The organism is Microcoleus sp. D2_18a_D3, from assembly GCF_036702455.1.
In the GTDB taxonomy this organism is placed as follows: domain Bacteria; phylum Cyanobacteriota; class Cyanobacteriia; order Cyanobacteriales; family Microcoleaceae; genus Microcoleus.
Genome location: NZ_JAUBTK010000012.1, coordinates 103,023 through 126,281, shown reverse-complemented (window position 1 = coordinate 126,281; position 23,259 = coordinate 103,023). Strand labels below are relative to the sequence as shown.

Annotated in this window: 23 protein-coding genes; 9 read left to right on the top strand and 14 right to left on the bottom strand. The window is 45.7% G+C overall.

Going from position 1 to position 23,259, the window contains the following annotated elements:
• Nucleotides 1-79: 79 nt before the first annotated feature.
• From QUB06_RS08535 to QUB06_RS08520, 4 genes are all read left to right on the top strand, one after another.
• Nucleotides 80-1,042, top strand: a complete 963-nt coding sequence (locus QUB06_RS08535; RefSeq protein ID WP_333434935.1) for a DNA polymerase III subunit delta' — start codon at nt 80-82, stop codon at nt 1,040-1,042.
• Between the two features lie 27 nt (nt 1,043-1,069).
• Nucleotides 1,070-1,555 (top strand): peptide-methionine (S)-S-oxide reductase MsrA, encoded by a 486-nt coding sequence (gene msrA / locus QUB06_RS08530; RefSeq protein ID WP_445251362.1) that lies wholly within the window; start codon nt 1,070-1,072, stop codon nt 1,553-1,555.
• A gap of 553 nt (nt 1,556-2,108) precedes the next feature.
• Entirely contained in the window at nt 2,109-2,945 is an 837-nt protein-coding gene (locus tag QUB06_RS08525; RefSeq protein ID WP_333434928.1) for a metallophosphoesterase, read from the top strand.
• Between the two features lie 102 nt (nt 2,946-3,047).
• On the top strand, nt 3,048-3,200 hold the full coding sequence (locus tag QUB06_RS08520) for a hypothetical protein (protein WP_333434927.1): 153 nt from the start codon (nt 3,048-3,050) through the stop codon (nt 3,198-3,200).
• Here QUB06_RS08520 and rppA read toward each other — a convergent pair.
• The 3 genes from rppA to QUB06_RS08505 form a co-directional block, all read right to left on the bottom strand.
• Nucleotides 3,197-3,883, bottom strand: coding sequence for a two-component system response regulator RppA (rppA, locus tag QUB06_RS08515; RefSeq protein ID WP_333287708.1), 687 nt, complete (start codon nt 3,881-3,883; stop codon nt 3,197-3,199). The two genes, QUB06_RS08520 and rppA, sit on opposite strands and share 4 nt — an antisense overlap.
• Before the next feature lie 59 nt (nt 3,884-3,942).
• On the bottom strand, nt 3,943-4,593 hold the full coding sequence (locus tag QUB06_RS08510; RefSeq protein WP_333434926.1) for a glutathione S-transferase family protein: 651 nt from the start codon (nt 4,591-4,593) through the stop codon (nt 3,943-3,945).
• Between the two features lie 153 nt (nt 4,594-4,746).
• The gene (locus tag QUB06_RS08505; protein ID WP_333434925.1) at nt 4,747-5,004 is read right to left on the bottom strand and encodes a hypothetical protein; all 258 of its coding nucleotides are present in this window, start codon (nt 5,002-5,004) and stop codon (nt 4,747-4,749) included.
• 198 nt (nt 5,005-5,202) lie between these two features.
• Here QUB06_RS08505 and hisG point away from each other — a divergent pair, with 198 nt between their 5' ends.
• Nucleotides 5,203-5,847 carry an ATP phosphoribosyltransferase gene (hisG, locus tag QUB06_RS08500; protein ID WP_333076539.1) on the top strand — a complete coding sequence of 215 codons (645 nt, stop codon included), beginning with the start codon at nt 5,203-5,205 and terminating at the stop codon, nt 5,845-5,847.
• A gap of 424 nt (nt 5,848-6,271) precedes the next feature.
• Here the strand turns inward: hisG and QUB06_RS08495 are convergent, their stop codons facing one another.
• The 3 genes from QUB06_RS08495 to QUB06_RS08485 all read right to left on the bottom strand — a co-directional run bounded on the left by QUB06_RS08495 (nt 6,272) and on the right by QUB06_RS08485 (nt 11,656).
• Nucleotides 6,272-7,738 carry a response regulator gene (locus tag QUB06_RS08495; protein WP_333434924.1) on the bottom strand — a complete coding sequence of 489 codons (1,467 nt, stop codon included), beginning with the start codon at nt 7,736-7,738 and terminating at the stop codon, nt 6,272-6,274.
• A 226-nt stretch (nt 7,739-7,964) separates the two neighbouring features.
• Entirely contained in the window at nt 7,965-10,178 is a 2,214-nt protein-coding gene (locus QUB06_RS08490; protein WP_333434923.1) for an ATP-binding protein, read from the bottom strand.
• Between the two features lie 764 nt (nt 10,179-10,942).
• Nucleotides 10,943-11,656, bottom strand: coding sequence for a DUF1997 domain-containing protein (locus QUB06_RS08485; protein ID WP_333434922.1), 714 nt, complete (start codon nt 11,654-11,656; stop codon nt 10,943-10,945).
• 121 nt (nt 11,657-11,777) lie between these two features.
• Between QUB06_RS08485 and QUB06_RS08480 the strand changes: the two genes are divergently transcribed.
• Nucleotides 11,778-12,437, top strand: coding sequence for an NAD(P)H-binding protein (locus QUB06_RS08480; RefSeq protein ID WP_333434921.1), 660 nt, complete (start codon nt 11,778-11,780; stop codon nt 12,435-12,437).
• 311 nt (nt 12,438-12,748) lie between these two features.
• Nucleotides 12,749-14,035 (top strand): glycoside hydrolase family protein, encoded by a 1,287-nt coding sequence (locus tag QUB06_RS08475; RefSeq protein ID WP_333434920.1) that lies wholly within the window; start codon nt 12,749-12,751, stop codon nt 14,033-14,035.
• A 206-nt stretch (nt 14,036-14,241) separates the two neighbouring features.
• Here QUB06_RS08475 and QUB06_RS08470 read toward each other — a convergent pair whose 3' ends face one another.
• Nucleotides 14,242-14,634: a hypothetical protein gene (locus QUB06_RS08470; protein WP_333434919.1), complete on the bottom strand. Its 393-nt coding sequence runs from the start codon at nt 14,632-14,634 to the stop codon at nt 14,242-14,244.
• Nucleotides 14,635-14,902: 268 nt separating this feature from the next.
• On the opposite strand from QUB06_RS08470, the gene QUB06_RS08465 reads away from it, so the two are divergent.
• Nucleotides 14,903-15,103, top strand: a complete 201-nt coding sequence (locus QUB06_RS08465) for a hypothetical protein (protein ID WP_333434918.1) — start codon at nt 14,903-14,905, stop codon at nt 15,101-15,103.
• Between the two features lie 254 nt (nt 15,104-15,357).
• On the opposite strand, the gene QUB06_RS08460 is transcribed toward QUB06_RS08465, so the two are convergent.
• Both QUB06_RS08460 and QUB06_RS08455 read right to left on the bottom strand, forming a co-directional pair.
• Nucleotides 15,358-15,606, bottom strand: a complete 249-nt coding sequence (locus QUB06_RS08460; protein WP_333434917.1) for a hypothetical protein — start codon at nt 15,604-15,606, stop codon at nt 15,358-15,360.
• Between the two features lie 172 nt (nt 15,607-15,778).
• The gene (locus QUB06_RS08455; RefSeq protein WP_015174589.1) at nt 15,779-16,123 is read right to left on the bottom strand and encodes a hypothetical protein; all 345 of its coding nucleotides are present in this window, start codon (nt 16,121-16,123) and stop codon (nt 15,779-15,781) included.
• Between the two features lie 207 nt (nt 16,124-16,330).
• Between QUB06_RS08455 and QUB06_RS08450 the strand changes: the two genes are divergently transcribed.
• Complete coding sequence (locus QUB06_RS08450; protein ID WP_333434916.1) at nt 16,331-17,839, top strand: SGNH/GDSL hydrolase family protein; 1,509 nt, start codon at nt 16,331-16,333, stop codon at nt 17,837-17,839.
• Nucleotides 17,840-18,092: 253 nt separating this feature from the next.
• Here QUB06_RS08450 and QUB06_RS08445 read toward each other — a convergent pair whose 3' ends face one another.
• From QUB06_RS08445 to QUB06_RS08425, 5 genes are all read right to left on the bottom strand, one after another.
• A complete protein-coding gene (locus QUB06_RS08445; RefSeq protein ID WP_333434915.1) occupies nt 18,093-18,905 on the bottom strand; it encodes an MlaE family lipid ABC transporter permease subunit in 813 nt (270 codons plus the stop codon).
• Between the two features lie 226 nt (nt 18,906-19,131).
• Nucleotides 19,132-20,172: a patatin-like phospholipase family protein gene (locus QUB06_RS08440; protein ID WP_333434914.1), complete on the bottom strand. Its 1,041-nt coding sequence runs from the start codon at nt 20,170-20,172 to the stop codon at nt 19,132-19,134.
• Between the two features lie 93 nt (nt 20,173-20,265).
• Entirely contained in the window at nt 20,266-20,886 is a 621-nt protein-coding gene (gene mtnB, locus QUB06_RS08435) for a methylthioribulose 1-phosphate dehydratase (protein WP_333434913.1), read from the bottom strand.
• 259 nt (nt 20,887-21,145) lie between these two features.
• The gene (locus QUB06_RS08430) at nt 21,146-21,814 is read right to left on the bottom strand and encodes an HAD-IB family phosphatase (protein ID WP_333434912.1); all 669 of its coding nucleotides are present in this window, start codon (nt 21,812-21,814) and stop codon (nt 21,146-21,148) included.
• Between the two features lie 124 nt (nt 21,815-21,938).
• The gene (locus tag QUB06_RS08425; protein WP_333147312.1) at nt 21,939-22,760 is read right to left on the bottom strand and encodes a Crp/Fnr family transcriptional regulator; all 822 of its coding nucleotides are present in this window, start codon (nt 22,758-22,760) and stop codon (nt 21,939-21,941) included.
• Nucleotides 22,761-23,259: the final 499 nt, after the last annotated feature.

Here is a 23,259-nt window from a genome sequence, read left to right as displayed (position 1 = left end):
AACTGTCAACTGTCAACTGTCAACTGTCAACTGTCAACTGTCAACTGTCAACTGTCAACTGTCAACTGTCAACTGTCACATGAATTATTTTACATCATTAATCGGACAAGAGCCAGCAGTAGAATTGCTAACACAAGCAGTCGAGCGAAACCGAATTGCTCCTGGTTATTTATTTGTCGGCTCTAACGGCATCGGCAAAAGTTTAGCGGCTCAGTGTTTCATTGAGCTTTTATTCTCAGCAAATATTCCCGAAACCAGACTAATAGCCTCCGTGCAAAATCGCGTGCGGCAGCGAAATCATCCAGACTTACTCTGGGTTGAACCAACTTACATGAACCAAGGCAAACGGCTTACGCCAAAGGAAGCAGAGGAAGCAGGTTTAAAGCGGAAAGCACCACCACAAATTCGCTTAGAACAAGTTCGAGAAATCTGTGATTTTCTCAGCAGACCGCCGCTAGAAGCTGCGCGTTCAGTCGTAGTTTTGGAACAGGCAGAAACAATGGGTGAGGGAGCCGCTAACGGCTTGTTGAAGACTTTGGAAGAACCGGGAAAAGCAGCCCTCGTTTTAATTGCTCCGACAGTGGAACTTTTGCTACCAACTTTGATTTCCCGTTGTCAAAAAGTCCAGTTCTCACGGCTGAATCCCGAAGCAATGGCACAAGTTTTGCAGCAAGCTGGATTCGCACAGATTTTGGAGCATTCCGAGGTACTGGGGATGGCTCAGGGTAGTCCTGGGGAGGCGATTTCTATTTGGCAGCAACTGCAATCAATACCCGATGATTTGCTGCAAAAGGTGAAGCAGTTGCCTCAAAATCTGCGCTCTGCTTTGGAATTAGCCAAGGAAATTGATAAAACTTTAGATACTGAATCTCAGTTGTGGTTAATCGATTATTTACAGCACTGTTACTGGCAGCAATTTTTGGCAGGGGGAATTAGTCGATCGCCCTTAGAGCCCTTGGAAAAAGCACGACAATATTTGCTAAACTACGTACAGCCGCGATTAGTTTGGGAATGCACACTAATGGGAATATGTCAAGCATAATTTAGTGCCAAGTTTTATCCCAATACGATGAGTAACACAATGGAAAAAGCCACATTTGCCGCCGGTTGTTTTTGGGGAGTTGAACACAAGTTTCGCGCGGTTGCGGGTGTCGTCTCGACTGCTGCGGGCTACACAGGAGGTCACTGGCCCAATCCCTGCTACCTAGATGTTTGCGCTAGAGTCACTGGTCACGCTGAAGCCGTGCTACTAGAGTACGATCGATCGCAGGTGAGTTACGAAGCACTGCTAGATGTATTCTGGAACTGTCACGATCCTACCCAAATCAATCGCCAAGGCCCCGACAGAGGCGAACAGTACAGGTCGGTGATTTTTTATCACAATTCCGAACAAGAAAAAGCCGCGCGCGCCTCCAAACAAAAATTGCAAACTTCCGGTAAATACGACAAAGATATTGCCACCGAAATCAAACCTGCTGGGGAATTTTATATGGCAGAGGATTACCACCAGCAATATATTGAGAAGAAGCGGCAGTCGTCAAAAGTTATTAGTTAAAAAGTAGGCAGACGCGACAAAAAAATAAAATATCTTAGGGGCGGGTAACGCAATGATCTATACTAGCGGCCAGTTTATTATTAATGCAAAACCCTGCCTCCTCCAAGTCATGTTTATTTCCACCTACTCAGTAATAAATCATTAGTGATGAGATAGTGTTGGGTAGGGGCAATCCCCGCGTGGTAAGCCGATGCGATGGGGATGCGGTGCAAGTCTCAGCTTTGAAAATTGCTAAAAGAATATAGATGCGGGGCTGGAAAAGCCAGTATGAAAAGGATCGATCGCGTTTTAAACAGCTTGTTACGCAAGTCATAATTTTATAAAAATGCTGTAGCAGTTGGGCGCGTAAGACCCAAACAATTTTGCAATAAAGCCTAAATAAAGATTGGGCATTTATGCTTCAATTTTTTTGAGTAATCCCAGTTTTTGCGTCCCGGACTGTAGTCATTAGTCAGATGACAGAAGAAAAAGGGAAGAATATCTAGTTTTGCAGTCTTGCTTGTTTATTTGCTAAGCTAGAGGTGGCGCTCTGTCATCAATAAACTTTAGATTTATGCACAGGTTATTAACTGGGAAACTGCGAATAGAGTATTTAACAATACCGATCGCTAATCTTCCAGCAAATCTATCCGGTACTAAAATTGTACAGCTTACGGACTTTCACTATGACGGGGTGCGGCTGTCGGAATGGTTGCTAGAAGAGGCGATTGCTGCGGCCAACGAAGCTGAACCAGACATGATTTTTTTAACTGGTGACTTTATTAGCTACGATCCCGCACCTATTTACGGCTTAGTGCAGCGATTGAAAAACTTGCAAAGTCGAGTGGGAATTTACGCGGTTTTGGGCAATCACGACCACTATTTACCGGGGGCAAAAACAGAGGTTGCTAATGCTTTAAATAGCGTCGGGATTGGGGTTTTGTACAACGAAGCAATCTATCCTTTGGGGTCAGAATTGGCTTTAGTTGGGCTGGCAGATTTTTGGTCGGGCGATTTTGCGCCTAAACCTGTAATGGCATCCATAAATCCCGCAATTCCTCGGATTGTCTTGTCTCACAATCCTGATACTGCTGAAAAGCTGCAAAATTGGCGGATTGATTTGCAGTTGTCTGGGCACACTCACGGCGGTCAAATCGTTATTCCTGGTATCGGCCCTTTGTACGCTTGGGTCAGAAAAATTGGCTCTTTGATTCCTCAACGAATCCGAAAGTTCATTCCTTTGCTGTCGGGTTGCGATCGAGTAGTTACTCACTGGGAATGGGCTAGCGGTTTGCATCAGGTTGGGAGTAATTTGCTGTACGTGAATCGCGGTTTGGGGACTTATGCGCCGGGAAGACTATTTTGTCCCCCGGAGGTGACAGTAATTACTTTGGTTTGTCAAGATACGTAAGGGCGGCTTTAGGGTGCACGCTTTCCCGATAATAGATAATATAGCAGAAGGAAAAAGGAAGTTCGGCAACGGATTATGTAACGGATGTAACGGATGTAACGGATGTCAGGAAAAGGGAAGTTCGGCAACGGATTATGTAACGGATGTAACGGATGTAACGGATGTAACGGATGTCAGGAAGAAGGAAGAGGGAAGAAGGAAGAAAGAAGAGGGAAGGAGGAAGAAGGATTTTTGTACAATGTCTATTATTTTTAATTTGCTTCTCCAAAGCGATAGCCTCTGCCGTAAACTGTGTGAATTAGCACCGATTCGCCTGGGGCTTCTATTTTGCGGCGCAACAGGCGAATTTGAGCGGCTAATACATTGCTGCTGGGTTTTTCTGCTTCACTCCACAAATATTGGTGGATTTGTTCGTGTGTTAGCAATTGACCGGTATGGCGCATTAAGTATTCTAATAACTGACATTCTTTTTCTGATAAGTCAATTGTACGATCGCCCCGATAAGCTAATTGATTGTCGTAGTCTAGCTGTAAATCTGCAACTTGCAGCCGCCCGACAGCAACCTCGGCATCAAAAGTAGGAGGCCGCCGCAGCAAGGCGCGGACTCTGGCTAGCAGTTCTCGCAGTTCAAAAGGTTTGACTAAATAGTCGTCTGCACCGGCGTCGAGTCCTTGTACGCGATCGTCTACGGTATCTTTGGCGGTGAGAAATAGCACTGGCGTATTCCGCCCTTGCGATCGCAACTTCTGGCAAATTGCGAGTCCGGTTTGTCTCGGCAGCATCCAATCCAAAATTAGCAAATCGTAATTGCCCTGCATGGCTAAATTGCTGCCACTTGCTCCGTCAAATGCCACATCAACTGTATAACCTTCGCGGCTTAAAACTCGACTCAAAGGGTCAGTCAACTCAACTTCATCATCAACTAAAAGAATCCGCATCCTGATTTCATATTTGAGACTTAAAATTTGAGATTTTAAGTTAAGTAAACTGATTTTTGCTAATTTTTCAAGTGGGCAATACTTTCCGATTCGCTGCAAGCTGCTGCTACCCATTCCTGGATGGCAGGCAAGGCCAAAATCGCATCCGCATAAGCTTTTGCTACTGAATCTAATTTGACTCCGTAGGTGACAAAACGCATCACTACTGGGGCAAACATAGCGTCAACAATTGTGAATTTCCCGAACAGCATATCGCCGCCTGTGCCGAATTTTGGCCGGCATTCGCGCCAAATGGCAAAGATGCGATCGATCTCTGCTTCTACACCGGGAGTCCTCCCTTCTCCCGGATAGCGGTTGCGACAGTCCATCGGCATATTTGCGCGCAAATTTAGGAACCCTGCGTGCATTTCCGCACAGATGGAACGGGCGATCGCCCGTTCCGCTACATCGGCCGGCCACAAATCATTAGCAAAGCGTTCTGCAACGTATTCGCAAATTGCTAAAGATTCCCACACTTTCAGGTCGCCGTCGATTAAAACTGGTACTTTTCCCGATGGAGAATAGCGCCGAATTTCCTCATGGGTTGTAGGCCAGTCTAAGGGGATTCTGACCTCGGCAAATTCTAGTTTAGCTTGTTTCATCGCCAGCCAAGGACGCAGCGACCAAGAGGAATAATTTTTGTTGCCAATAACAAGTGTCAATTCGGTCATAGTTTAGCTGTCAGCTATTGGCGATCGCCCGTTAAAGTTTAAGTTTTAGAGTTGAATACACAAAAGCGTGACACACAATGGCTATCGCGCGTTAGCGAAGCCCTCGAAGAGGATCGCCGCGTTGTCTGCACCAGCCTCTGCAAGCATTTTACATTAACAGCCTCCCAGCGTTCCGCGTTTTTCTGCAAACTTCGATCGGGGGGCGCGATCGAACACGCTTGATTCCACATGGAGCGAGAAGCCTCTGTCCCTGGGAACCCTGGGCTGGTTAGCGCTAGGTACAGCTACTGTATAGTCCATTTCCTCCCTCTCTACACCACCGCCTGAGAGGATTTCATCTACTCTAATCTTTTTCAGGGAATCCGGGTCTACACTGTGAAAATTTTCGTCAAATTCTTGATTGTTTTCCATACCGACCGCCCTTGAAAAACGTGACGAAATAAAAACTTACTAAATATAATATATACCCAAACAAATGATCTAGCAAGACCCGAAAATTATTTTTCGCTATGAACTCTATGTGTTATTCTGAGTTTGGTAAAAGCTGTTTCTGCTTAGGCCGCGATCGCCCCGTTCTAAAATTTAGAAATTTACACTCTAAAAATTGACATGATTACTGTTGCACTTCCCAAAGGCGGACTGTTAGGAGATAGCATTCGGCTGTTTAAATCGGTTGGATTAGACTTCAGTGCTTTTCTCGATTCCTCTAACCGACAACTTCAAATTTATGACCCGACAGGCACTGCCAAAGCTTTGCTAGTAAGGACGCACGACGTGCCGGTTTATGTGGAATACGGTCAAGCGGATTTGGGGATTGCTGGCTATGATGTTTTGCGGGAAAAAAAGCCGAAAGTTGCAAATTTAATTGATTTAAAATTTGGCAAGTGTCGGCTGTCGGTGGCGGTGAAGGAATCTAGTTCTTATCGACGAACTGTGGATTTGCCTCCTCACGGTAGAGTTGCTTCTAAGTTCGTACACTGTGCAAGGGAATATTTTCACAATTTGAATTTGCCGGTGGAAATTGTGCCGCTTTACGGTTCTGTGGAGTTAGGGCCGATTACTGGTATGTCGGAGGCAATTGTGGATTTGGTTTCGACTGGCAAAACTTTGCGGGAAAATGGTTTGGTGGAAATTGATGTTTTGTTTGAAAGTTCGGCTTATTTAATCGGTCATCCTCTGAGTTACCGTTTGAATGCGGGGGGGGTGAATGAGTTGATCGGGAAGTTGAGAGAGCAAGTTTTGACGACTGTTTGATGGTCTAAAATTAGAGTGCTTTGATTGGTTCGTAGATAAGTAGGGAAACGGCATTGCCCATTGGCGTCCACTTAAGCTGTCAGTCCGCCCAGTCCTTCCGTCCGCCCGTCAGTTCGCCAGGGAATGAATTCCACGGGGCTTATAGTTAAAGTCCTCTCAAAGAGGACTGAAGAACTCATTAGTCCTATGCAAGAGGACTTTAGCTTTGAGGTTCTTGTTTCAACCCCTGCCGGACTATTAGTTGTACGTTAAGTTGATACTAAACGGCAATGTTGTGTCCTACTCCCTGCGCCGGACACGGCAATGCCGTGTCCCTACAGATGCTAGCCTACTTTTCAGAATTGCTATAGGTTGGTAGCCAGGACTTTAGTCCTTATTTGCGGTAAAAAAGAGCACTGAAATCCTCAGTACGAACTGGTTCTATTTAGTTGATTTCTGAGCGGTTACTTACAGGTATAAAACCTAGTTTTTCCTGGCAGCGGGTGATATAAAAACGGACGACTGTATCAGCAGGGTTTTGTTCGATGAGTTGCTGAAAATATCCCAAGGCGGCGACAAATCTTTCGGATTGCCATCCTTGAATTCCTTTGTCAAATAAACCCTGGGTAAGCTGCTTTGCCTCAGAGTCGGGACAGGAGGCGCTCCAGATTTCGTAGATTTCAATAGCTTCCTGCTTGCCGCGCGGGGTTACTCGATCGATCCAGCGATAGTAATAATTGTTGCTGGGCAAATGGCTGTCAGCAGCAGTCGCCCCAGAAGTAGAAATAATACTCTCCTGTGTTTCCACTTCTAAGTCGCACTTTAATAATAGACTTTCTTTTGAGTTTGAGTTGAGACTTATGCCATTTAGAAATTCTCTCGCATGAACAATGGCATTTTCGCTAACAATAATTTGGCAGCCGTATATTTTAGTTAAATTTTCTAACCGAGAAGCTGTATTTACCACATCGCCGATGACTGTAGAGTCCATGCGGCGATCGGAACCTAAAGTGCCGATCATGCCGATACCTGTGTTAATTCCCGTACCAATATTGACGGGAGATTCTAAATTGTATTGGTGGCGACTGGCATTAAATTCTTGCAAGGTTTCTTGCATTGCTACTGCGGCTTCGATCGCATTCATCGCGTGAGAATTTGGCTGGTCAAATACGGCCATGATTGCATCGCCTAGGTATTTGTCAATAAACCCGCCGTGAGACGTTATGCACTCGTTCATTTTAGTAAAAAAAGCGTTCAACCATTCAAAAGTCTCGCGAGCTTGTTGAGATTCGGCGATCGCAGTAAACCCGCGAATGTCGCAAAATAAAACAGTCAGCTCTTCTTCTGTGGCATTGCCCAACTGAATAGATTCTATTCCTTGCGGCGCAATTCGCTCCAGAATTTGCTCTGGCACAAATAGCTGAAATTTTTCTGACAGATATTCGTTGGCTTCCCAAGCTGCGGCGATTTGGCGTTTGCTTTGCTCTTTTACCTGCTGGTTGAATTGGGAAGATACAGCTTGCGATCGCATTTGACTCAACTGCAAAATATTTTCAACTTTTGCCAGCAACAAACGACTGTTAAAAGGCTTTGTCAAATAATCATCGGCCATCATTTCTAACCCTTTGATGCGAGACATATCGTCATTGAGGGCAGTTAAAAAAATCACCGGTACCGTTTGCAATGCCGTATCCTTCCGCAGGATCTCGCACACATCAAAACCGTCCATCTCCGGCATCATAATATCTAGTAAAATTAAATCCGGTCGGGAGGCGCGGGCAAGGGAGAGCGCTTCATGGCCAGATAGCGCTGATACTGTAGCGTATCCTTTGAGGTGCAATAACTCTTCCAGTAAAGTCAGATTAGCTGGCTCGTCATCAACCAACATGATGCAGGGCGACTTGTTTGACATGGAATATGATATAATATATCGAATTTAGCTCGGAAGTTGCGCGTCAGGAAGCTCGAAAACTGGTTGATTGGTATATTTCTCCTTACTAAACTCGATATTTTTCGTAGGAACAGGCTTTCGGAGGCAAGTGCGGGCAAGTCATATAGATATTTATCTACTATTGAGTTTAACCTTTGTTGTGATCAATTATCATAAATGGCAGTGCTGGAACTGCAAATAATTATTGTTAGCCCAGAAAAGTACGGACAGTAGCGATCGTCAAATTCAAATCCAGTGGCTTGCTTAAATAAGCAGAAGCGCCAGCTTCCAAACATCGCTCACTGTCACCGGGCATCGCCATCGCCGTCACCGCAATCATCGGTACCGAATCCCAGACAGGATTGGCTTTAACTCGCCGCATCAACTCAAAGCCGTCAACATCCGGCAACTGAATGTCCATCAAAATCAAATCCGGCAGCAACTCCGGGGAACCAGAGGCGGCGAGAATACGATCGGCCATGGCCTTCCCATCCGCGAGTATCTCTACCCCGTACCCCTCCAATTCCATCACCTCAGAAATTAACATTTGGTTAAAAGGCTGGTCTTCGACAACCAAAATCCGCTTCCTGGCAATTGGTAAAGCAATCGCAGAAGCAGGAACTAACTTGGTATCCAAAGCACAAGAAGCAAAGTTTCCCAACTGTTGACGCATCTCCGTCAAAGGCAGCCAAACGCGGAAAATACTTCCCCGATCGCAAACAGATTGAAAAGAAACAGTTCCCCCGTGCAATTCTGCCAATCGCTTAGTCAAAGCCAAACCCAAACCTGTACCTTCGTGCCGCCGAGTCAGGGAAGAATCCACCTGTTGAAAAGGTCGAAATAGCAAGTGCCAGCGGTCTTGAGGAATGCCGATGCCGGAGTCTTTCACCTCAAAACAAAAATAAGGAGTGCTGGCATTTACAGGAGAACAATCCGGTCGGTAGTCGCCGTCTATTTCACTGCCGTAGGCCAGACGCCCGCTGAGTTTAACTTGTCCCTGTTCGGGGGTAAATTTGATGGCATTGGAAAGTAAATTAATCACAATTTGTCGCACTCGCCTTTCGTCGAGCCAAACTTTAGTAATACGGTAGTCGAGTTCTAAAGACAAACCGATTCGCTTTTTGTCTGCCCGTGGCTGCATCATTTTCATACAGTCTGTCGCGAGTTCTTGAATGCGAACAGGCTGTAAGTTTAGTTCTACTTTCCCGGCTTCAATTTTAGAAAGATCGAGAATATCGTTGATTAGCTGCAACAAGTGCTGCCCACTTTTTTCGATCAGTTCTACATAGTTGATTTGTCGATCGCTCAACTGTCCGGCAGTTTGCCGAAGCAGCAAGTCAGAAAAACCGAGAATGCTGTTAAGAGGCGTCCGCAATTCATGGGACATTGAGGCTAAAAACTCGGATTTCAACTGAGAAGAATACTCTAATTCTTCGTTAACTTGGCGCAGGTTCTCTTGTGTCTGAGCCCGCTCGATCGCCGCCCCCAGAGTCCGGCAAGCAGCCTCCAGCACTTCTTGGTGGACGGCGGCTTGCAGTTTTTTGATGTTGCGGGACTCCAGCGTCAGCACTCCGATGATTGTGCCGTTGGTAGCTGCGATCGGAAAAATACCCAGTTGTCCGATTCCCGGATGCCGAAATTCCGGCACGGCATTGGGATGTTGGGCATAATCCTCGACAAACACAGGTTTACCAGTTTTCACCACTTCCCACAGCAAACCGATGCCGTAGGGAATGCCTTGGTCGAGCAATTCTTGCATTCCTGCGACTACGGGTTCCCCGTAAGTAGCCAAAAATTGACTAGAAACTTGGTTGCAAATCCCCGACGCTTGGCGATCGTTTCCCTTGCCGTTAATCACCTTGACATCTCCGAAAGCTGCATTCATTGCCTCTACTAAATAGGTGAGGGCAAACTGACCTATTTCTTGCAAACTGTCAGATTTTTGCAGGCGTTCGGTTAAACCTAAAAGAAAGCTCAGCCGCCTGACTTCTGCGTTCAAGCTAGCTTGGGAGTTTTGGTATACCGTAACGTCTCGAAAGGTAAACAGCCGTCCGCCGCTGTTGGTAATCGTGGCGCACACCTCCAAACAAACCGCATTGGATTGCTCGAAATAAAATGATAAACTTTCATGCTGAGATTTTTCCAGTGCTTGCTGAAACTCTTGCCACTGCTGAACAGACAAGTAACCCCGATCGACAATTTCCGCAAACAGCAAGTGGCACTTCGGCTTTGTTTCCAGCCATTCTGGGGACAGTCCCCAGATTCCCGCCAATTTTTGGTTAAACAAAACTAAGCAGTCAGACGAGTCGAACAGAGCGATCGCATTGTCTACTTGGTTGAGAATCAGTTCTTGGTCTGCCCTCAACTGGTGCAAGTCTCTCTCCATTTTCTCTGTGTGTTTAGCTCTTAGTTTCGTTGTCATAACTTTCTAGGGATATGGCAAGAGTTATTTTATAACCCCTTACTTAAGGTGACATAATTTTAGGTTTTTGGGCAGTGAGGGCGATCGATCTGCCTTGTGATCTGAGACACTTGCTGGTTTCCGAGGGCGATCGGAACCCGCTTTGAACTGCGTCGGCTACATTGCTTAATCATGAGGCAATAAGGAGGGAAAGCATTATGACAGAAGCAGAATTTTTTAATAACAATGCTGTCGAAGTTGATGGCATCTGACTTGAAACTATTGTGTCCAACCCTGTGCTAAATTGACCCATAATAAAAACTAATTCCCGTGATAAGAAATCAGCATATAGCAATCCTAAATAATTTGTGAATTTCCTACGGGCTCCCAGCGAGTTCGGGGAGGGTTGGGGTGCGATAAAAAATTTACGACTCCTGCAAGGATTGCTATATGTCAAATGCAATCATGACCTTACCCTTAAATTTTATTAGCAATAACTTGTTTATTTGGATTAACTGCTCAAGCAAGTGTTGGATTTAAAAACATAGGCATAAGGCGCGCACGGATCACCCGGAGACAGTGATATCAGTTTCAAAAAAGCCACTGTAGACTCGTGAACCCAACCCATACAAAATCAGTTATTCCCAATAATTTAATCTAAAATTGTGCGACGGAGCGATCGCGCCGAAGTCTAAAATCTAAAATGGTATGAGTTATGACGATCGCACTTATGAGTAAGGTGTGCAGTGCACACCCTACAAATGTGAGTTAGAACCCAAGTCTGGTTAATGTTTCTTAGGATTTTTCGGAAAAGGAATGCCCAAACTTTCGTGAAAAACAACCTGAGTTTTATAAGTCAAGCGCCGGTTAACTTGTTTGATGATTTTTTCCAAAAGCGCATCGCCGGTTTTTTCTATTAAAGGTTGAGACATCGATCGAATAAACTTGGGAAAGCAAACTCCCACAGCCAAATCCAGCTTCCAGCTAGTAATGGTAATCGCAGGCGGCAGCTTAGCACGTTCCGAGCTCGGCCAATCGGCGGCAAACTCCTGAGACGGTATCTCCACTAGCTTCATTGCCGATCGAAAATCCACCTCATACCCAGGCGAGGTATAATTCGGAACCGGAATAGTCTTAATCAAATAACAGCCTTCAGCGTCAGGCGGCAGCAACTCTAAACCAATTCTCGCTTCAACGCGGTAGCCAAAAGCCCCAAAACGCCCGATTAATAAATCATAGCCGTTTTCGCCGATCGGCTCGGCCTTCATCGGCGAAGCGCACTGGCAAAACCAAGTCTTGTGGTTGTTCAAATGCTGTGCCACCGTCTCCGCATCGGCGTACATCTCCATGCTGTCTTCAAAATGCGTGTGAAACCAAATCGGCTCAACTTCCTCTGGTGCATCCGCGCTTCCACTTTCGGGCTGTTGGACACTCGCATCTGGGTAGTAATTTTCGTCAGAAGCTTCAACAGTTGGATATTCAGCGGAATCCTGCTTCATTGTATGCTCTCCTGTTATACACGCCAATCAATCTGGTTGGGGATGTGTTAAGGGAGTTTCCTCCCTACAATTGAGAAATTGATAGTAACAAAACTTACCCTAGTTCAGCATAACTCGACATATGAAAGCATTTGTAGCAGGAGCCACAGGTCAGACTGGCCGCCGCATCGTCGCAGAATTAGTCAAGCGAGGTATTCCCGTGCGCGCTTTAGTCCGAAATCTAGAGACAGCTAGGCAAATTTTACCACCGGAGGCTGAGTTAGTGACTGGGGATGTATTAAATGCAACTTCCCTGGGCGATGCCATCGGCGATAGTACGGTATTGGTGTGCGCGACAGGGGCGGCCCCTGGTTTTGACCCGACAGCGCCTTACAAGGTTGATTTTGAAGGTACTAAAAATTTGGTGGATGCAGCTAAGGCTAAGGGCATTGAGCATTTTGTGCTTGTGACTTCTCTGTGCGTCTCTCAGTTTTTTCACCCGCTGAATTTGTTTTGGCTGATTTTGGTTTGGAAAAAGCAAGCCGAGGAGTATTTGCAAAAAAGTGGCTTGACTTATACGATCGTCCGTCCGGGCGGTCTCAAAAATGAGGATAATTCAGATGCGATCGTCATGACTGGTGCCGACAAAATGTTTGAGAGCAGCATTCCGCGCACCAAGGTAGCCCAAGTGTGCGTGGAGGCGCTGTTTCAGCCGACTTCTCGCAACAAGGTTGTGGAAATTGTGGCGAAGTCGGAGGCTCCGCAAAAGAGTTTTGAGGAGTTGTTTGCCAGTGTGATTTGATTGAATTAGGCTTGCTTGGGTTCGGTGCCTCAGACAAAAAACCATTTGATTTGGGTCTGAGATGTTGCACCATTGTCAATAACAGGCAAGATGCCTGTTCCACAAAAAGTGCATTTTCTTGTGGGGCCGGCAGGATGCCCGCCCAAAAAAGGCTTATCCTGCCGGCCCAAAAAAGGCTGATCGAGAATGGTGCAAGATGTGATTTGGGTCAAAGATTGGGGCTGACGCACCCTACAACAATTTTCCGATCGCCAAATCTGGCAAAATCTTAATAGTTTTACTATTCGCCCTTAAAATTTCGTTTTCTCAGCATGAAAACTCTCAAGTGGCCAGCTTGGTTCCCCTATCCGATTTCGTGGTTAAGGGCGTTTGCTCTCGCTCAGAGTTTTAGTTTTGTCCTTCGCAGGGGCATTCCTTTTGTCAGCGACGATATCGGCTTTCTGACTCTACTGCTGGCGGCTTGGCTGATTCAGTTGCCTGTGTTTTTTGTTTGTCACTTTTTAGCAGTCAAAATCTTAAATCCCTTACTAATTATGCTGCCGGGGCGCTTTCGCGTGGCGCGCAAGTTCAAGCGCCGGCATACGGGTATTCGATCGCACTTGCGAGAAGGCTTGAATGCTGTTGTAGTGATTTTTTTTGCATTTAATCTGTCGCTGTTGGTGCAACTTGCGATTTTTTATTGGCCAGCGCGATCGCTCGATCCGGCCCAGTTACTAACAGGAATATCTACTCTCACAAATGTTGCCATAGCCGGCGAATTAGATTTCTGGCTGATTAAATTGGCGGGGGTTTTATCGAGTCTAACGCTGGTAGCCGCGCCGCTATATCAATACGATTTTCGGGTGCGCCGGATGCGGGCGGCTCGAAAATTAGCCGAAATTTCGGAAATGGAAATGACTTTGCTGGAAGCTGAGAAATTTGGCCGTCGAAAAAGAGGTTTGCTGAGGCGATCGGAAATTCAAATCCTCGGATTTATACTTTTAATCGGCGCTGTGATTGGCGGCGGTGTTTTTTTGGTTGACAGTTTGCGGGGAAATCAGCAGTTGTCGCAGTCGGTAAGCGGGCTGGGAAAATTCCCGCCGCTGGCTATTAAAACCGGCGATCCTTATATTCGGGCGCTGATGCGTACTATTTCTGCTAGCGAGTCGAATGTTGCTCGCCCTTATCACGTTGTTTACGGTGGCAAATATATATTAGATTTGAGCCGCCATCCTGACTGGTGCGTGAAGATTGTTAATGGCCCGAATCGAGGCAAGTGTACTACGGCAGCGGGCAGGTATCAATTTCTGACTTCGACTTGGAAGGAGAAGGCTAAGCGCTATCAGGCGCGTCGTGCTAATTTTTTATTCTGGGAAGATTACAGTTTTGAACCAGAAGATCAGGATGCTGTGGTTTATGCTTGGTTGAGCGATCGCAAGTTTTGGAAAGCTGATATTTCTGAGATGTTGCGGCAGGAAAGATTAACTGACGTGTTGCGGATGCTTTCGGGAACTTGGACGAGTTTGGGATATGGAATTGAAAACAATTCTATGAGTTCTCGTTTGCCGAAAGTCTACCGGGAAATGCTGCGGGAAGAATTGGCAAATGCTGGTTCTTAGGAAGTTAAATGTTGGCGGTTGACTGTTGACTGTTGACTGTTGACGGTTGACTGTTGACTGTTGACTGTTGACGGTTGACTGTTGACGGTTGACTGTTGACGGTTGACTGTTGACTGTTGACTGTTGACTGTTGACTGTTAACGAATGTTATTGGTTATTAACAAGGCAAAGCGATTAAGAAATAACCACTAATAAGTCACGAATAACTAATCCTTCAATTTTGGTAAAAAGGCTGTTAAACATTTGTACAATTCTAATCCCGGCCCTGCTTGCAGCGGATAAAGCTTGTCGAAATTAATGGGGTTTCCCGGTGCTAATTTCCACTCGGTTTTCTGTGCGGTTTTTGGGGAAATTTCGATCGCTACCGTGATGTTAATAATGTTGTTGTGCTGGGGGATGCCCCGGAAGCAGTAACTTTTGCCCGTGCGTTTGTCTGAATCGCTGCCGGTGATGTATCTGTCTTGTTTGCGAAATTGGATTTCTCTGAAAGGTCGATCGAGCACAAAGGAGTCTCGGTAGCGGTAGTCTCCGTCGCGCAAGCTTTCGACAGTCGGCTTGATTTGACTTATAACTGTTGCTGCACTAAGAGTTAGCATCATTGATCCGCGTTCCTCCTGTGAAATCGGTGATTTTGGTTGCTGGTGTCTGAGTCGCTATGGGCGATCATCGGCTGAAACAAACCCGCCCTGTAACAAATTAATAAAAGCCGTTAAGCAGTTTAAGTTGATCCCTAGCAATCGTGAATAATTATTTCAGGGTTTCCTCTCGGTTATTTATCTGAGTAATAATAGAAACATACAGCAAGCCGTGAGAAATTTTACGGGCGCATATTTAGGGATTAATTGACGATACTGCGAGGATACTGCTATGTTTTGCGTGACGCGAGAAACAAAAAATTTAGGGCGGGTTGAAACCGGAAATTCCCAACGGCGAGGCTCTTTCACATCTGCGTATAAAAGTACCCCTATTCTCCGATCGCGAGTTTACAAAGATGAGGCTTTGGTGTCTGCTACCCTGGCCGGACTGCCAGCTCTTTTGGCATCCCTCGAAAGCTTTCGCGAGGAGTAGAACCTGGCATTTTCTCTTGCTATATTTGGCGCTTGGAGGTTGGTGATAGCGGCTGTCAACCAAGCAGGGGATGTTTTGATTTCACCTAAAATCCTCCTCGATTTGAGTAGAGTTTTGCTGTGCTGAAGTATTCCGGGACGCAGAAACCTGGTTGTTTATACAAAAACCTTTTTACAGCCCTTTGTTATGGTATGAAAAAGGGTATAAAAACCAGGTTTCTTGGTTTGTGTCCGTAAGTTTTGTGTTAACAAAATTTATTTTTCAGTATCATCGGGTGCGATCGATGCCTCTACCTCTTGGGAGGAACGGCTTAACATAGAGTCGTGCAGGTGTTCGCTGTGCTGCCTTTCTTGAGCCATTAATTCTCTGGCTTTTTCTTCAGCAATTCCCTCCCCATGTGTTTCTAGCTCGTGGGAGGAACGATTGAGCATAGATTCGTGCAAGTGTTCGCTATGCTGCCTTTCTCGTGCAATTAGTTGTCTAGCTTTTTCTTCGGCGTTCATGAGTAATTTCTCCCATTGCGGTTTAGAATCGATTCTTATATTAAGATGCCACAATTCGAGGGTAAATGTAGCCAAATTAACATAAAATTTTACAAATAATTGTAGAAAAAAATGTAGAAAAAAAATTGAGTTTACTGGCGGTGGGTATCGGGATCGGTGGTAGCCGAGCTAATTATTGCCAGACGCCGGAAAAGATATTCTTGACTGCGATCGCAATTCGATTTAAGTCTTCTTTCAGCAGCGGCGGCCAAGAAACTCCTCTGCGGAGTCCAGCTTCAAATTGCTGCAAACCTTCTACTGACAGTAAATGCAGTGCCGAGATTAATTGTCGATCGAGCATTGGAGATTCTTGCAGCCCCTCAAACAATATTTTTAAAGCTAATAAAATCGATGTCACCTGTCCGGGTACGGGCGGTTGACCTTGTTTGAGACGCATCAGGAAGGCGTCGGGATTTTTCTTGGTTTCCAGGGCGGTTCCTTGGTCGATCAGAAAACTGCGGGCTGTTTTGTAATCCATTTGACGTGCGATCGATCTCCTGCAATTAATTAGCTGGCATTATATCACTTTTTGTCGCGCTCAATTTGGTAATATATTTCCATACAGCCTACACTACAGCTACTCGTGAGGTGCGCCCACAAGCACGCTACAGCTACTGATTAGAGGCGTAGCATTCATCCCACAGTCGCCTTGAGCGAAGTGAAACGGACAGGGAAAAATAAAACAATGGCAAAACACCAAAGAAATAGCAGAAAATCCAAGATTTATCGCTACTTGTGGCTGCTTTTTTTGTGTCTGAGCTTTCTGTTAGTTCCGCTCAGCAAAAAAATAGTGGCCTCTACGCCATTCCCCCCACCCGCTCCTATTGCAAATAATGCTACTTTTGGAGCGAGGATTCAAAGGACGATGGGGCTACTTGCAGCTAGCACTCCAACAGACCGCCGCCAAGTGCGTATTCTATTCTACGGTCAATCCATCACTCAGCAAGATTGGTGGCAAGATGTAGTGAAGGATTTGAGACAGCGATTTCCCAATGCAGATTTGATTGCTGAAAATCGAGCGCTCGGAGGATTTGCAGCACCGATTTTAATCCGTCCCAGCGAACACGATTTGTATCCTTTTTATCCAGACTTGCTAATTTTTCACGTCTACGGAGGCGATGAAGATTACGAAGCCCTAATTGCCAATGTCCGCAGCCGCACTGCTAGCGAAATACTCTTGCATTCAGACCACATCGACTGGATGCCGACAGGCAACAGCGACGATCCAAATTCAGTCAGCAGATACGAATGGCACAACACTCATTCTACTAAATGGCTGCCGGAGTTAGCCGATAAATACGGCTGCGAAATCGCAGAAATTCGCGAACCTTGGCGCAGGTATTTGAAAGACAATCGCTTGCAGCCACAACAGCTATTGAGCGACAGCATTCACCTCAACGATTGGGGAAACTTTCTCCTAGCTGCTCTCATAAAACCGTACCTGCGGTACAACCCAAATTCTCCTCAACCGCCGCAGGATTTAGTGAAAACCTATACAGTTGGCAGCGATGTTAAATGGCAAGATGGCAAGTTGGTTTTAGAATTTGAAGGAAATAGAATAGATGCGATCGCCGATAAAACCTTCAACGGCAAGGCAATTTCTGCTAAAATTGCGATCGACGGCAAAAAACCCTCAGAATTTCCTGAACTTTACAGCATCACCAGACCCAGCGTTAGTCTTGGCGTCGGTTTGCCGGCCATCATCCAAATATCCAGTCAAAAACCGCTAATCATGGAAGATTGGAAAGCCGTGATTACTGAGATTAACAGCGACGCCAGCAAGTTTAAATTTGACGTTGTAGGTTCTAAAACAGGTTACGACGGCAGCGGTACAAACGACCAAATGTTTGTCTCAAACTCGGGCCGCGTCGTGATTGAACCGAGAAACTGGTGGCTGCAAAAAGCCTATGAACACTCTAAAAAACCGACGCCTAAAGGCTTTGAGATTTCCTGGCAGGTGCGACCAATGTTTGTTGATTCATACGTTCGGCCAAACATTGCAGATTCAAGCCGCGAGTATTCTACAACATTGGCTCAGAATTTGAGCAACTCCAAACACACCCTCGAAATCGTCCCCGAAACAGATGGGAAAGTTCCTATTCAGGCAATTCGAGTGTATCGCCCTCCTTTCTCCAATCTAAAATCTCAATTTGAGAGTTTTAAACCGCAGATATCAGCGGATGAACACGGATGAACGCTGATGCAATTTTATCAGCGTTTATTTGCGTTCATCTACGGTTTAAAAAATCTTCATGTTATTTTATAGCAATCCTAATGGCACTCGGGTTGATGATTGTTCAAACCCTTAATAATTAAGCATCTTGACTCCTGACTCCTGCTAAGTAGGTGTGCAGAATTAATTACACAATATTTCTACTGAAACCCTTGCCTAGCAAGGAGTCTTTATGTAATTAATTTTGTGTGGTTACTTATAATCGCCAAGATTATCAACTTCTAGGAATTCCTAACTCGTGAAACATCAACAGCGATAAACATAAATCCGCCACAAAAATCAACACCCAAGAAGTTACCACCGCCGCCGTTGCAGCTTGGCCTACTCCTTTCCCTCCGCCCACCGTTGTCAATCCCCAACCGCAACCGACAAGGGCAATTATTAACCCAAAAATAAAACTTTTAATCACCACATTTACTAAATCCCAAGGCCCCAAGAAAGTTCGCACCGATTCCAAAAATACCGACGGTTCCAAATTATAAAAATGAACCGCTACAAATAGCCCGCCCAAAATTCCCACCGCTACCGAAAAAATTGTTAAAATCGGCAGCATGATGCAGCAAGCTATCACCCTCGGCACTACTAAATAATCAACCGGATTTGTTCTTAACATATACAGGGCGTCTATTTGTTCCGTCACCTGCATTTCTCCTATCTCCGCCGCAAAGGCCGAACCTACTTGTCCCGCCACCACGCCGGCCGTTAAAAGTGGTGCTAATTCGCCACAAAATGCCACAGCAAACGCACCTCCCATCGCCCCAACCGCGCCAAAGCGAACCAATTCTCTGGCTGATTGAAATGTAAAAATCATGCCGCCAAAAAAGGCTATTAGCAGCACGGATCTGAAAGAATCCAAGCCTACTGTTACTAAATGTTCCATGATTTTGCGGCGGTCAATTTTGCCGATTAGTATGCGTAACAGCACTTGGCCGCCCAGGAACAACGTCACGAAAAACCGCTGAAACCACCTGTTATTGAAGGTTTCATCTAAATGTCGATCGCACTTTTCTTGGTATTTTTTAACCAATGACTGAGGACTCGCGATTAATTGCAAACAGGGCGAAGCACTGCCACATAGAGATTTTAGGCAATCCTACAGCAATTATTGCACGATTTGTCAACATATATTTTCAGTCGGCTTGCCCTGCGGTTGGTGTGCTCTACCTTTTTAGACTTTAGATTGGCAGTGATTGATGCTGTGGTAATCATCACTCATTTCCCAATCTAAAATCTAACATCTAAAATCTAAAATCCTAGGACTCCTCCGCAAGTAACAAGTCGATAAACTTATCCAACTGTTCATTATTCTTTTCGGCTTGCTCCTTGCCAATTCTCAGCAGTGCCGATATCTTCTCTTCCGAGGCATCATCAATCGGCAGCGGTTGTTCGTGGATCAAATCGGGAGTAATTCTCAAATATTGATTCGGTCTTTCAACCGCATCATAAATTTGAATTAGTTGATAATTTACAGTTTCAGCAACTCCCGTCATCATGATATTAATCAAAGGCTGAACCCACTCAACTTGACCCCAATTTTTCGCTTCTTCGTAGGGGTATTTTTTCTGAGCTTCTCCTGTCCCCAGCGATAGAATTACCATATCTTTTGCGGTCGGGCCTTTGTCGGAGCGATCGTCGGGAATTCTGAATTTATTTCTAACTTCTGCATAGGCACAAAGTGCGGGATTGTTTGCGAAAACTCCCCCGTCAATTAAAGCGTAGGATTCGTTGGTCAAAGAGCGGATTTTGGTAGGTTCAAAGAAAGTGGGAGCTGCAGATGTGGCTCTGGCGATATCTCTAATAAAATAGTCTTCTGCTGGATGTTCTTTAGCATCTATTTGATCGAAAAAGTGAGCTTTTCTCCTTTCGATGTCGTAACTGGAAATTAAACAAGGTTTCAGCAGTTCGCTGAGTTTGCAATTTCTAAAGTTTTCCAACAAGAATTGTTCTAAGCGCTCGCCGGGATATTTCTCATCTATCAAACCGTCTATAGATCTGAGTTTTTGCCACAATGAACTCTTAAAAACGTCGCGGCCGCTCTGAATCGAAAAATCAAGAGCGTCTTGGGCTGTCCACCGAGGTCTGGTGGGATTTTCGGCATCGGGATACAAATAGATGCAAGTTAAAATGCCTCCCGCACTCGTGCCCGCGATTAAATCAAAATAGTCAGCTATTCTCGCATCGGGGTTGCCGCTTTTCTGTTGCAGCTTTGACTCAATGCTAACTACAACTTGCGCGGCGATAATCCCTCTAATTCCGCCTCCATCTAGGGATAAAATTCTCGTATATTTAGCCATAACTGTTGTCTCTTCTCGCTGTTTGCTTGTTTTATAATATCACATCTGCAAGCCTCAGAATTCATGCACCGCTCAATCTCAAATCCCAAATCTTCAATCTAAATTTAATTGGCGGGCTGCGATCGTATAGCGAAAAATGTATTCTACAATTTCTACGTAATTGTAGGCGGCCGCTGGCGAGTCTGCCCAGACTGTGATGCCGTGATCGCGAATTAATAAAGCGGGTACAGACGCCGCTGAAACGGCAAAAAAGTCGCAAATTTCCTTGGCTATCTTAGGGACTTCCAAATAATTTGTAAAGAGGGGTATCGACACTTGCGGGTTTTCCTCCCACACCCCCAAACCTTTCAGCATTTCGATCGCAGGTAAAGGCACTGCATCTCCTGCTGTTAGCCGAGAAACTAAATTTGCCTCGATCGAGTGAACGTGATAGCAAGCTTTAGCGTTTGGAAAACAATTGTAAACGGCTAAATGAATGCTGGTTTCGGCCGAAGGGCGGCTGTCGGCAACAGGTTGCTCGACAATAGCACAGTCTGAGTTCATTCTGATAAAATCTTCTTTAGTTAACTGCCCTTTCGCGCGGCCGCTAGCAGTAATCCAAAAAGTGCCATCTGGTAAGCGGGCTGAAAGATTGCCAGCAGTCCCAACCATCCAACCGCGATCGTAAAAATGTTTGGCTGCTGCAATTAAATCCGATCTCAAATCGCCACTCATTCTTTACAAATTCCTCAGTTTTTAATCTACTTTTTACGTTAATAGTGACATTTGGCACCATTCTCAAGAACAGGCAAGATGCCTGTTCCACAAAGAGTAAATTTTCTTGTGTGGTGGGCATCCTGCCCGCTCGTGAAGGCTTATTGACAATGGTGCAAGATGTGAGTTAATAGGAATTGCCCTGGCTTATATAAACGTAGGGTGGGCAGTGCACACTTTACCAATACACACATAACTTTTCTTGAGAAAGGCTATAGTTTCAATTCCATTTCTGGGACAAATTTTCCAACACATCAAAAAAATTATCCCATTTAGTATAAGGCTTTTGCTGTTCGTCTAGATACTCGGCAAGCCGATCGCGCGCAAACACCGACGAAGCCTGCAAAGCCATATTAAAATCCGTCAGCGAATCTCCGATTGCCACCTGTTCCTCGGCCGGGTGCTGGCCCATCACCCGCACCTTAGACACCAATTCCTCATCTCCTTCAAACTCAGAATTGACTTGCAAGCGAGGGCCACTAGCGTCCACATCCACAGCGTAAATAACGCTCGCCCGGTGTACCAAATCGCCCATTACCGTCTCTACCATGACCCGAAGACCGCCGGAAACGATCGCAAAATCTACCTTTTTCTCGTCCAAAAAATCCAGCAACTCCAACAATCCCGGCCGCATCAGCTTTCCCCTAGAAAATTCCACAATTTCCCCGTAACGTTCCGAGGGAATAGACTCTAGTAACTGCCGCACTCCCGATCGCAAACTCAGCCTTCTAGCGTATATTTCTGGCATCAGTTGAGACGACAGTTCCGGTGCGAAATACTTGAGCATGGCCACAAAAGTTTCTTCAACAGTTATCGTGCCGTCAAAGTCGCAGAATACCACCCGTTGCTGATTGTTCGGGATTGAAGATTTTTGCTTGTCATCGGTCATTGTCAGTCGCACCTTTTGAGAACGGCAAAAGTTTACACAATTAATCGTACACTGTCGAGCGATCGAGCGCGACTGCCCAAAACTAATAGTGACGCGCTGTTTGTTGGCAATTTACCGCAGGATTTTATTCAGAATCTTCGAGAGAATCTTCATCTTCCAGGGAATCTTCCAGGGAATCTTCGAGAGAATCTTCATCTTCCAGGGAATCTTCTACCTCCTGCTTGTGGTTTTTTGTCTTTTGGGGGTTAGACTTAGCCGGCAAACAGATTAAATTATCATCTTCAGTATTAATCAAACCTTTCGATCGCAACTTACCCATCAGTCGCGTCACCGTCACCCGCGTTGAGCCAATTGCGCTGCCAATTTGAGCGTGAGTCAAGGCCCAAGGCAGTCGGTAGCCCCGAACCACATCCGGTTCGTCGTCACCTACGTAAGGTTCGCCGAACTCCTCGATCAACAAAGTGAGAAATCCCAACAGTCGGTCGATCGTCCGGCGCTGTCCCAAAGTGCTCAGCCAGAGAAGTTTCCGCTGATGTTGGTAGCGAAACGCATCCAAAATTTCTCTACGAAAGTGAGGCCAATTATCTAAGTCGTGCCAATACATCCACACTACGTGAGTTTGATCGGCATGAGCGTAAGCTTGGAGAGTAAACGGAGACTGAGCAACCAGTTCAAAGGGCTGGCCGGCGCCGACGAAGCCCAAAAAAGCTTCTTCTGTAGTTTTGTCAGCGGATTTCGACTTCGCCGCCGCAGCGCTAACTTGAGCGCTACCTACGAGTCGCACAGAACCTTTCTGGACTAAATACAGCAGTCCGGGTCTTGCGGGAATCCGCTCGTCTTTGCTAAAAGTCCGGCAGCGGTAGTGTTCCTGGGCCCAGTCGATAATTCGCTGCCAAGTGATAAACGGTCGATCGATAGTCTCTACAGGTGTGGAAGTTGATTGCATAAGTGAGGCTCTGGGATATATTTAAGAGTGAGAAAAACAGCTTCTGCCAGCAGTGCGATACAAAGTGAGACAACCAACCCCCGATCGAGCTTGCACGCTTCTTAACTGTGCTGACTTTTCTTAGTTTTACCGAAAAATTCAATGTAGCAAAAAATACATCAAAATGGTAGAGTTCAGCAAAAAATTTGTCGTAAATTATTGTATATTTAGCCCAAAAATCGCTAGAAAGCCTATTAATTCGATGTAGCCCCGATCGGGGGAGCCGATCGACTATCTCTGACATCAGCAGTTTAACGTACAAGAAAAGTGCAAGCGGTAACAGGCGACCGTTGCTCTTACGGTAGGATGAGCCGATATGGATACAGCAAATATCTCGCAGTGCCCGGAAGTTACAGTGAAGTGTTTCTTGCTTTCAAGGTTCCAAAGCGCGATCGGCCAGCAAGAGAGACTAGGGGAAATTCCGTTAAATCTCACATCTTGCACCATTCTCAAGAACGGG

Excerpts from the sequence above, each read along its gene's own strand:
- QUB06_RS08485 (WP_333434922.1), bottom strand. The coding sequence starts at position 11,656 with ATGAAGCAGGATTCCGCTGAATATCCAACTGTTGAAGCTTCTGACGAA.
- rppA (WP_333287708.1), bottom strand. The coding sequence starts at position 3,883 with ATGCGGATTCTTTTAGTTGATGATGAAGTTGAGTTGACTGACCCTTTG.
- QUB06_RS08440 (WP_333434914.1), bottom strand. The coding sequence starts at position 20,172 with ATGGCTAAATATACGAGAATTTTATCCCTAGATGGAGGCGGAATTAGA.
- QUB06_RS08470 (WP_333434919.1), bottom strand. The coding sequence starts at position 14,634 with ATGATGCTAACTCTTAGTGCAGCAACAGTTATAAGTCAAATCAAGCCG.
- QUB06_RS08450 (WP_333434916.1), top strand. The coding sequence starts at position 16,331 with ATGGCAAAACACCAAAGAAATAGCAGAAAATCCAAGATTTATCGCTAC.
- QUB06_RS08430 (WP_333434912.1), bottom strand. The coding sequence starts at position 21,814 with ATGACCGATGACAAGCAAAAATCTTCAATCCCGAACAATCAGCAACGG.
- mtnB (WP_333434913.1), bottom strand. The coding sequence starts at position 20,886 with ATGAGTGGCGATTTGAGATCGGATTTAATTGCAGCAGCCAAACATTTT.
- msrA (WP_445251362.1), top strand. The coding sequence starts at position 1,070 with ATGAGTAACACAATGGAAAAAGCCACATTTGCCGCCGGTTGTTTTTGG.
- QUB06_RS08455 (WP_015174589.1), bottom strand. The coding sequence starts at position 16,123 with ATGGATTACAAAACAGCCCGCAGTTTTCTGATCGACCAAGGAACCGCC.
- QUB06_RS08480 (WP_333434921.1), top strand. The coding sequence starts at position 11,778 with ATGAAAGCATTTGTAGCAGGAGCCACAGGTCAGACTGGCCGCCGCATC.
- QUB06_RS08510 (WP_333434926.1), bottom strand. The coding sequence starts at position 4,593 with ATGACCGAATTGACACTTGTTATTGGCAACAAAAATTATTCCTCTTGG.
- QUB06_RS08505 (WP_333434925.1), bottom strand. The coding sequence starts at position 5,004 with ATGGAAAACAATCAAGAATTTGACGAAAATTTTCACAGTGTAGACCCG.
- QUB06_RS08525 (WP_333434928.1), top strand. The coding sequence starts at position 2,109 with ATGCACAGGTTATTAACTGGGAAACTGCGAATAGAGTATTTAACAATA.
- QUB06_RS08495 (WP_333434924.1), bottom strand. The coding sequence starts at position 7,738 with ATGTCAAACAAGTCGCCCTGCATCATGTTGGTTGATGACGAGCCAGCT.
- QUB06_RS08460 (WP_333434917.1), bottom strand. The coding sequence starts at position 15,606 with ATGAACGCCGAAGAAAAAGCTAGACAACTAATTGCACGAGAAAGGCAG.
- QUB06_RS08475 (WP_333434920.1), top strand. The coding sequence starts at position 12,749 with ATGAAAACTCTCAAGTGGCCAGCTTGGTTCCCCTATCCGATTTCGTGG.
- hisG (WP_333076539.1), top strand. The coding sequence starts at position 5,203 with ATGATTACTGTTGCACTTCCCAAAGGCGGACTGTTAGGAGATAGCATT.
- QUB06_RS08520 (WP_333434927.1), top strand. The coding sequence starts at position 3,048 with ATGTCAGGAAAAGGGAAGTTCGGCAACGGATTATGTAACGGATGTAAC.
- QUB06_RS08425 (WP_333147312.1), bottom strand. The coding sequence starts at position 22,760 with ATGCAATCAACTTCCACACCTGTAGAGACTATCGATCGACCGTTTATC.
- QUB06_RS08535 (WP_333434935.1), top strand. The coding sequence starts at position 80 with ATGAATTATTTTACATCATTAATCGGACAAGAGCCAGCAGTAGAATTG.
- QUB06_RS08465 (WP_333434918.1), top strand. The coding sequence starts at position 14,903 with ATGTTTTGCGTGACGCGAGAAACAAAAAATTTAGGGCGGGTTGAAACC.
- QUB06_RS08490 (WP_333434923.1), bottom strand. The coding sequence starts at position 10,178 with ATGACAACGAAACTAAGAGCTAAACACACAGAGAAAATGGAGAGAGAC.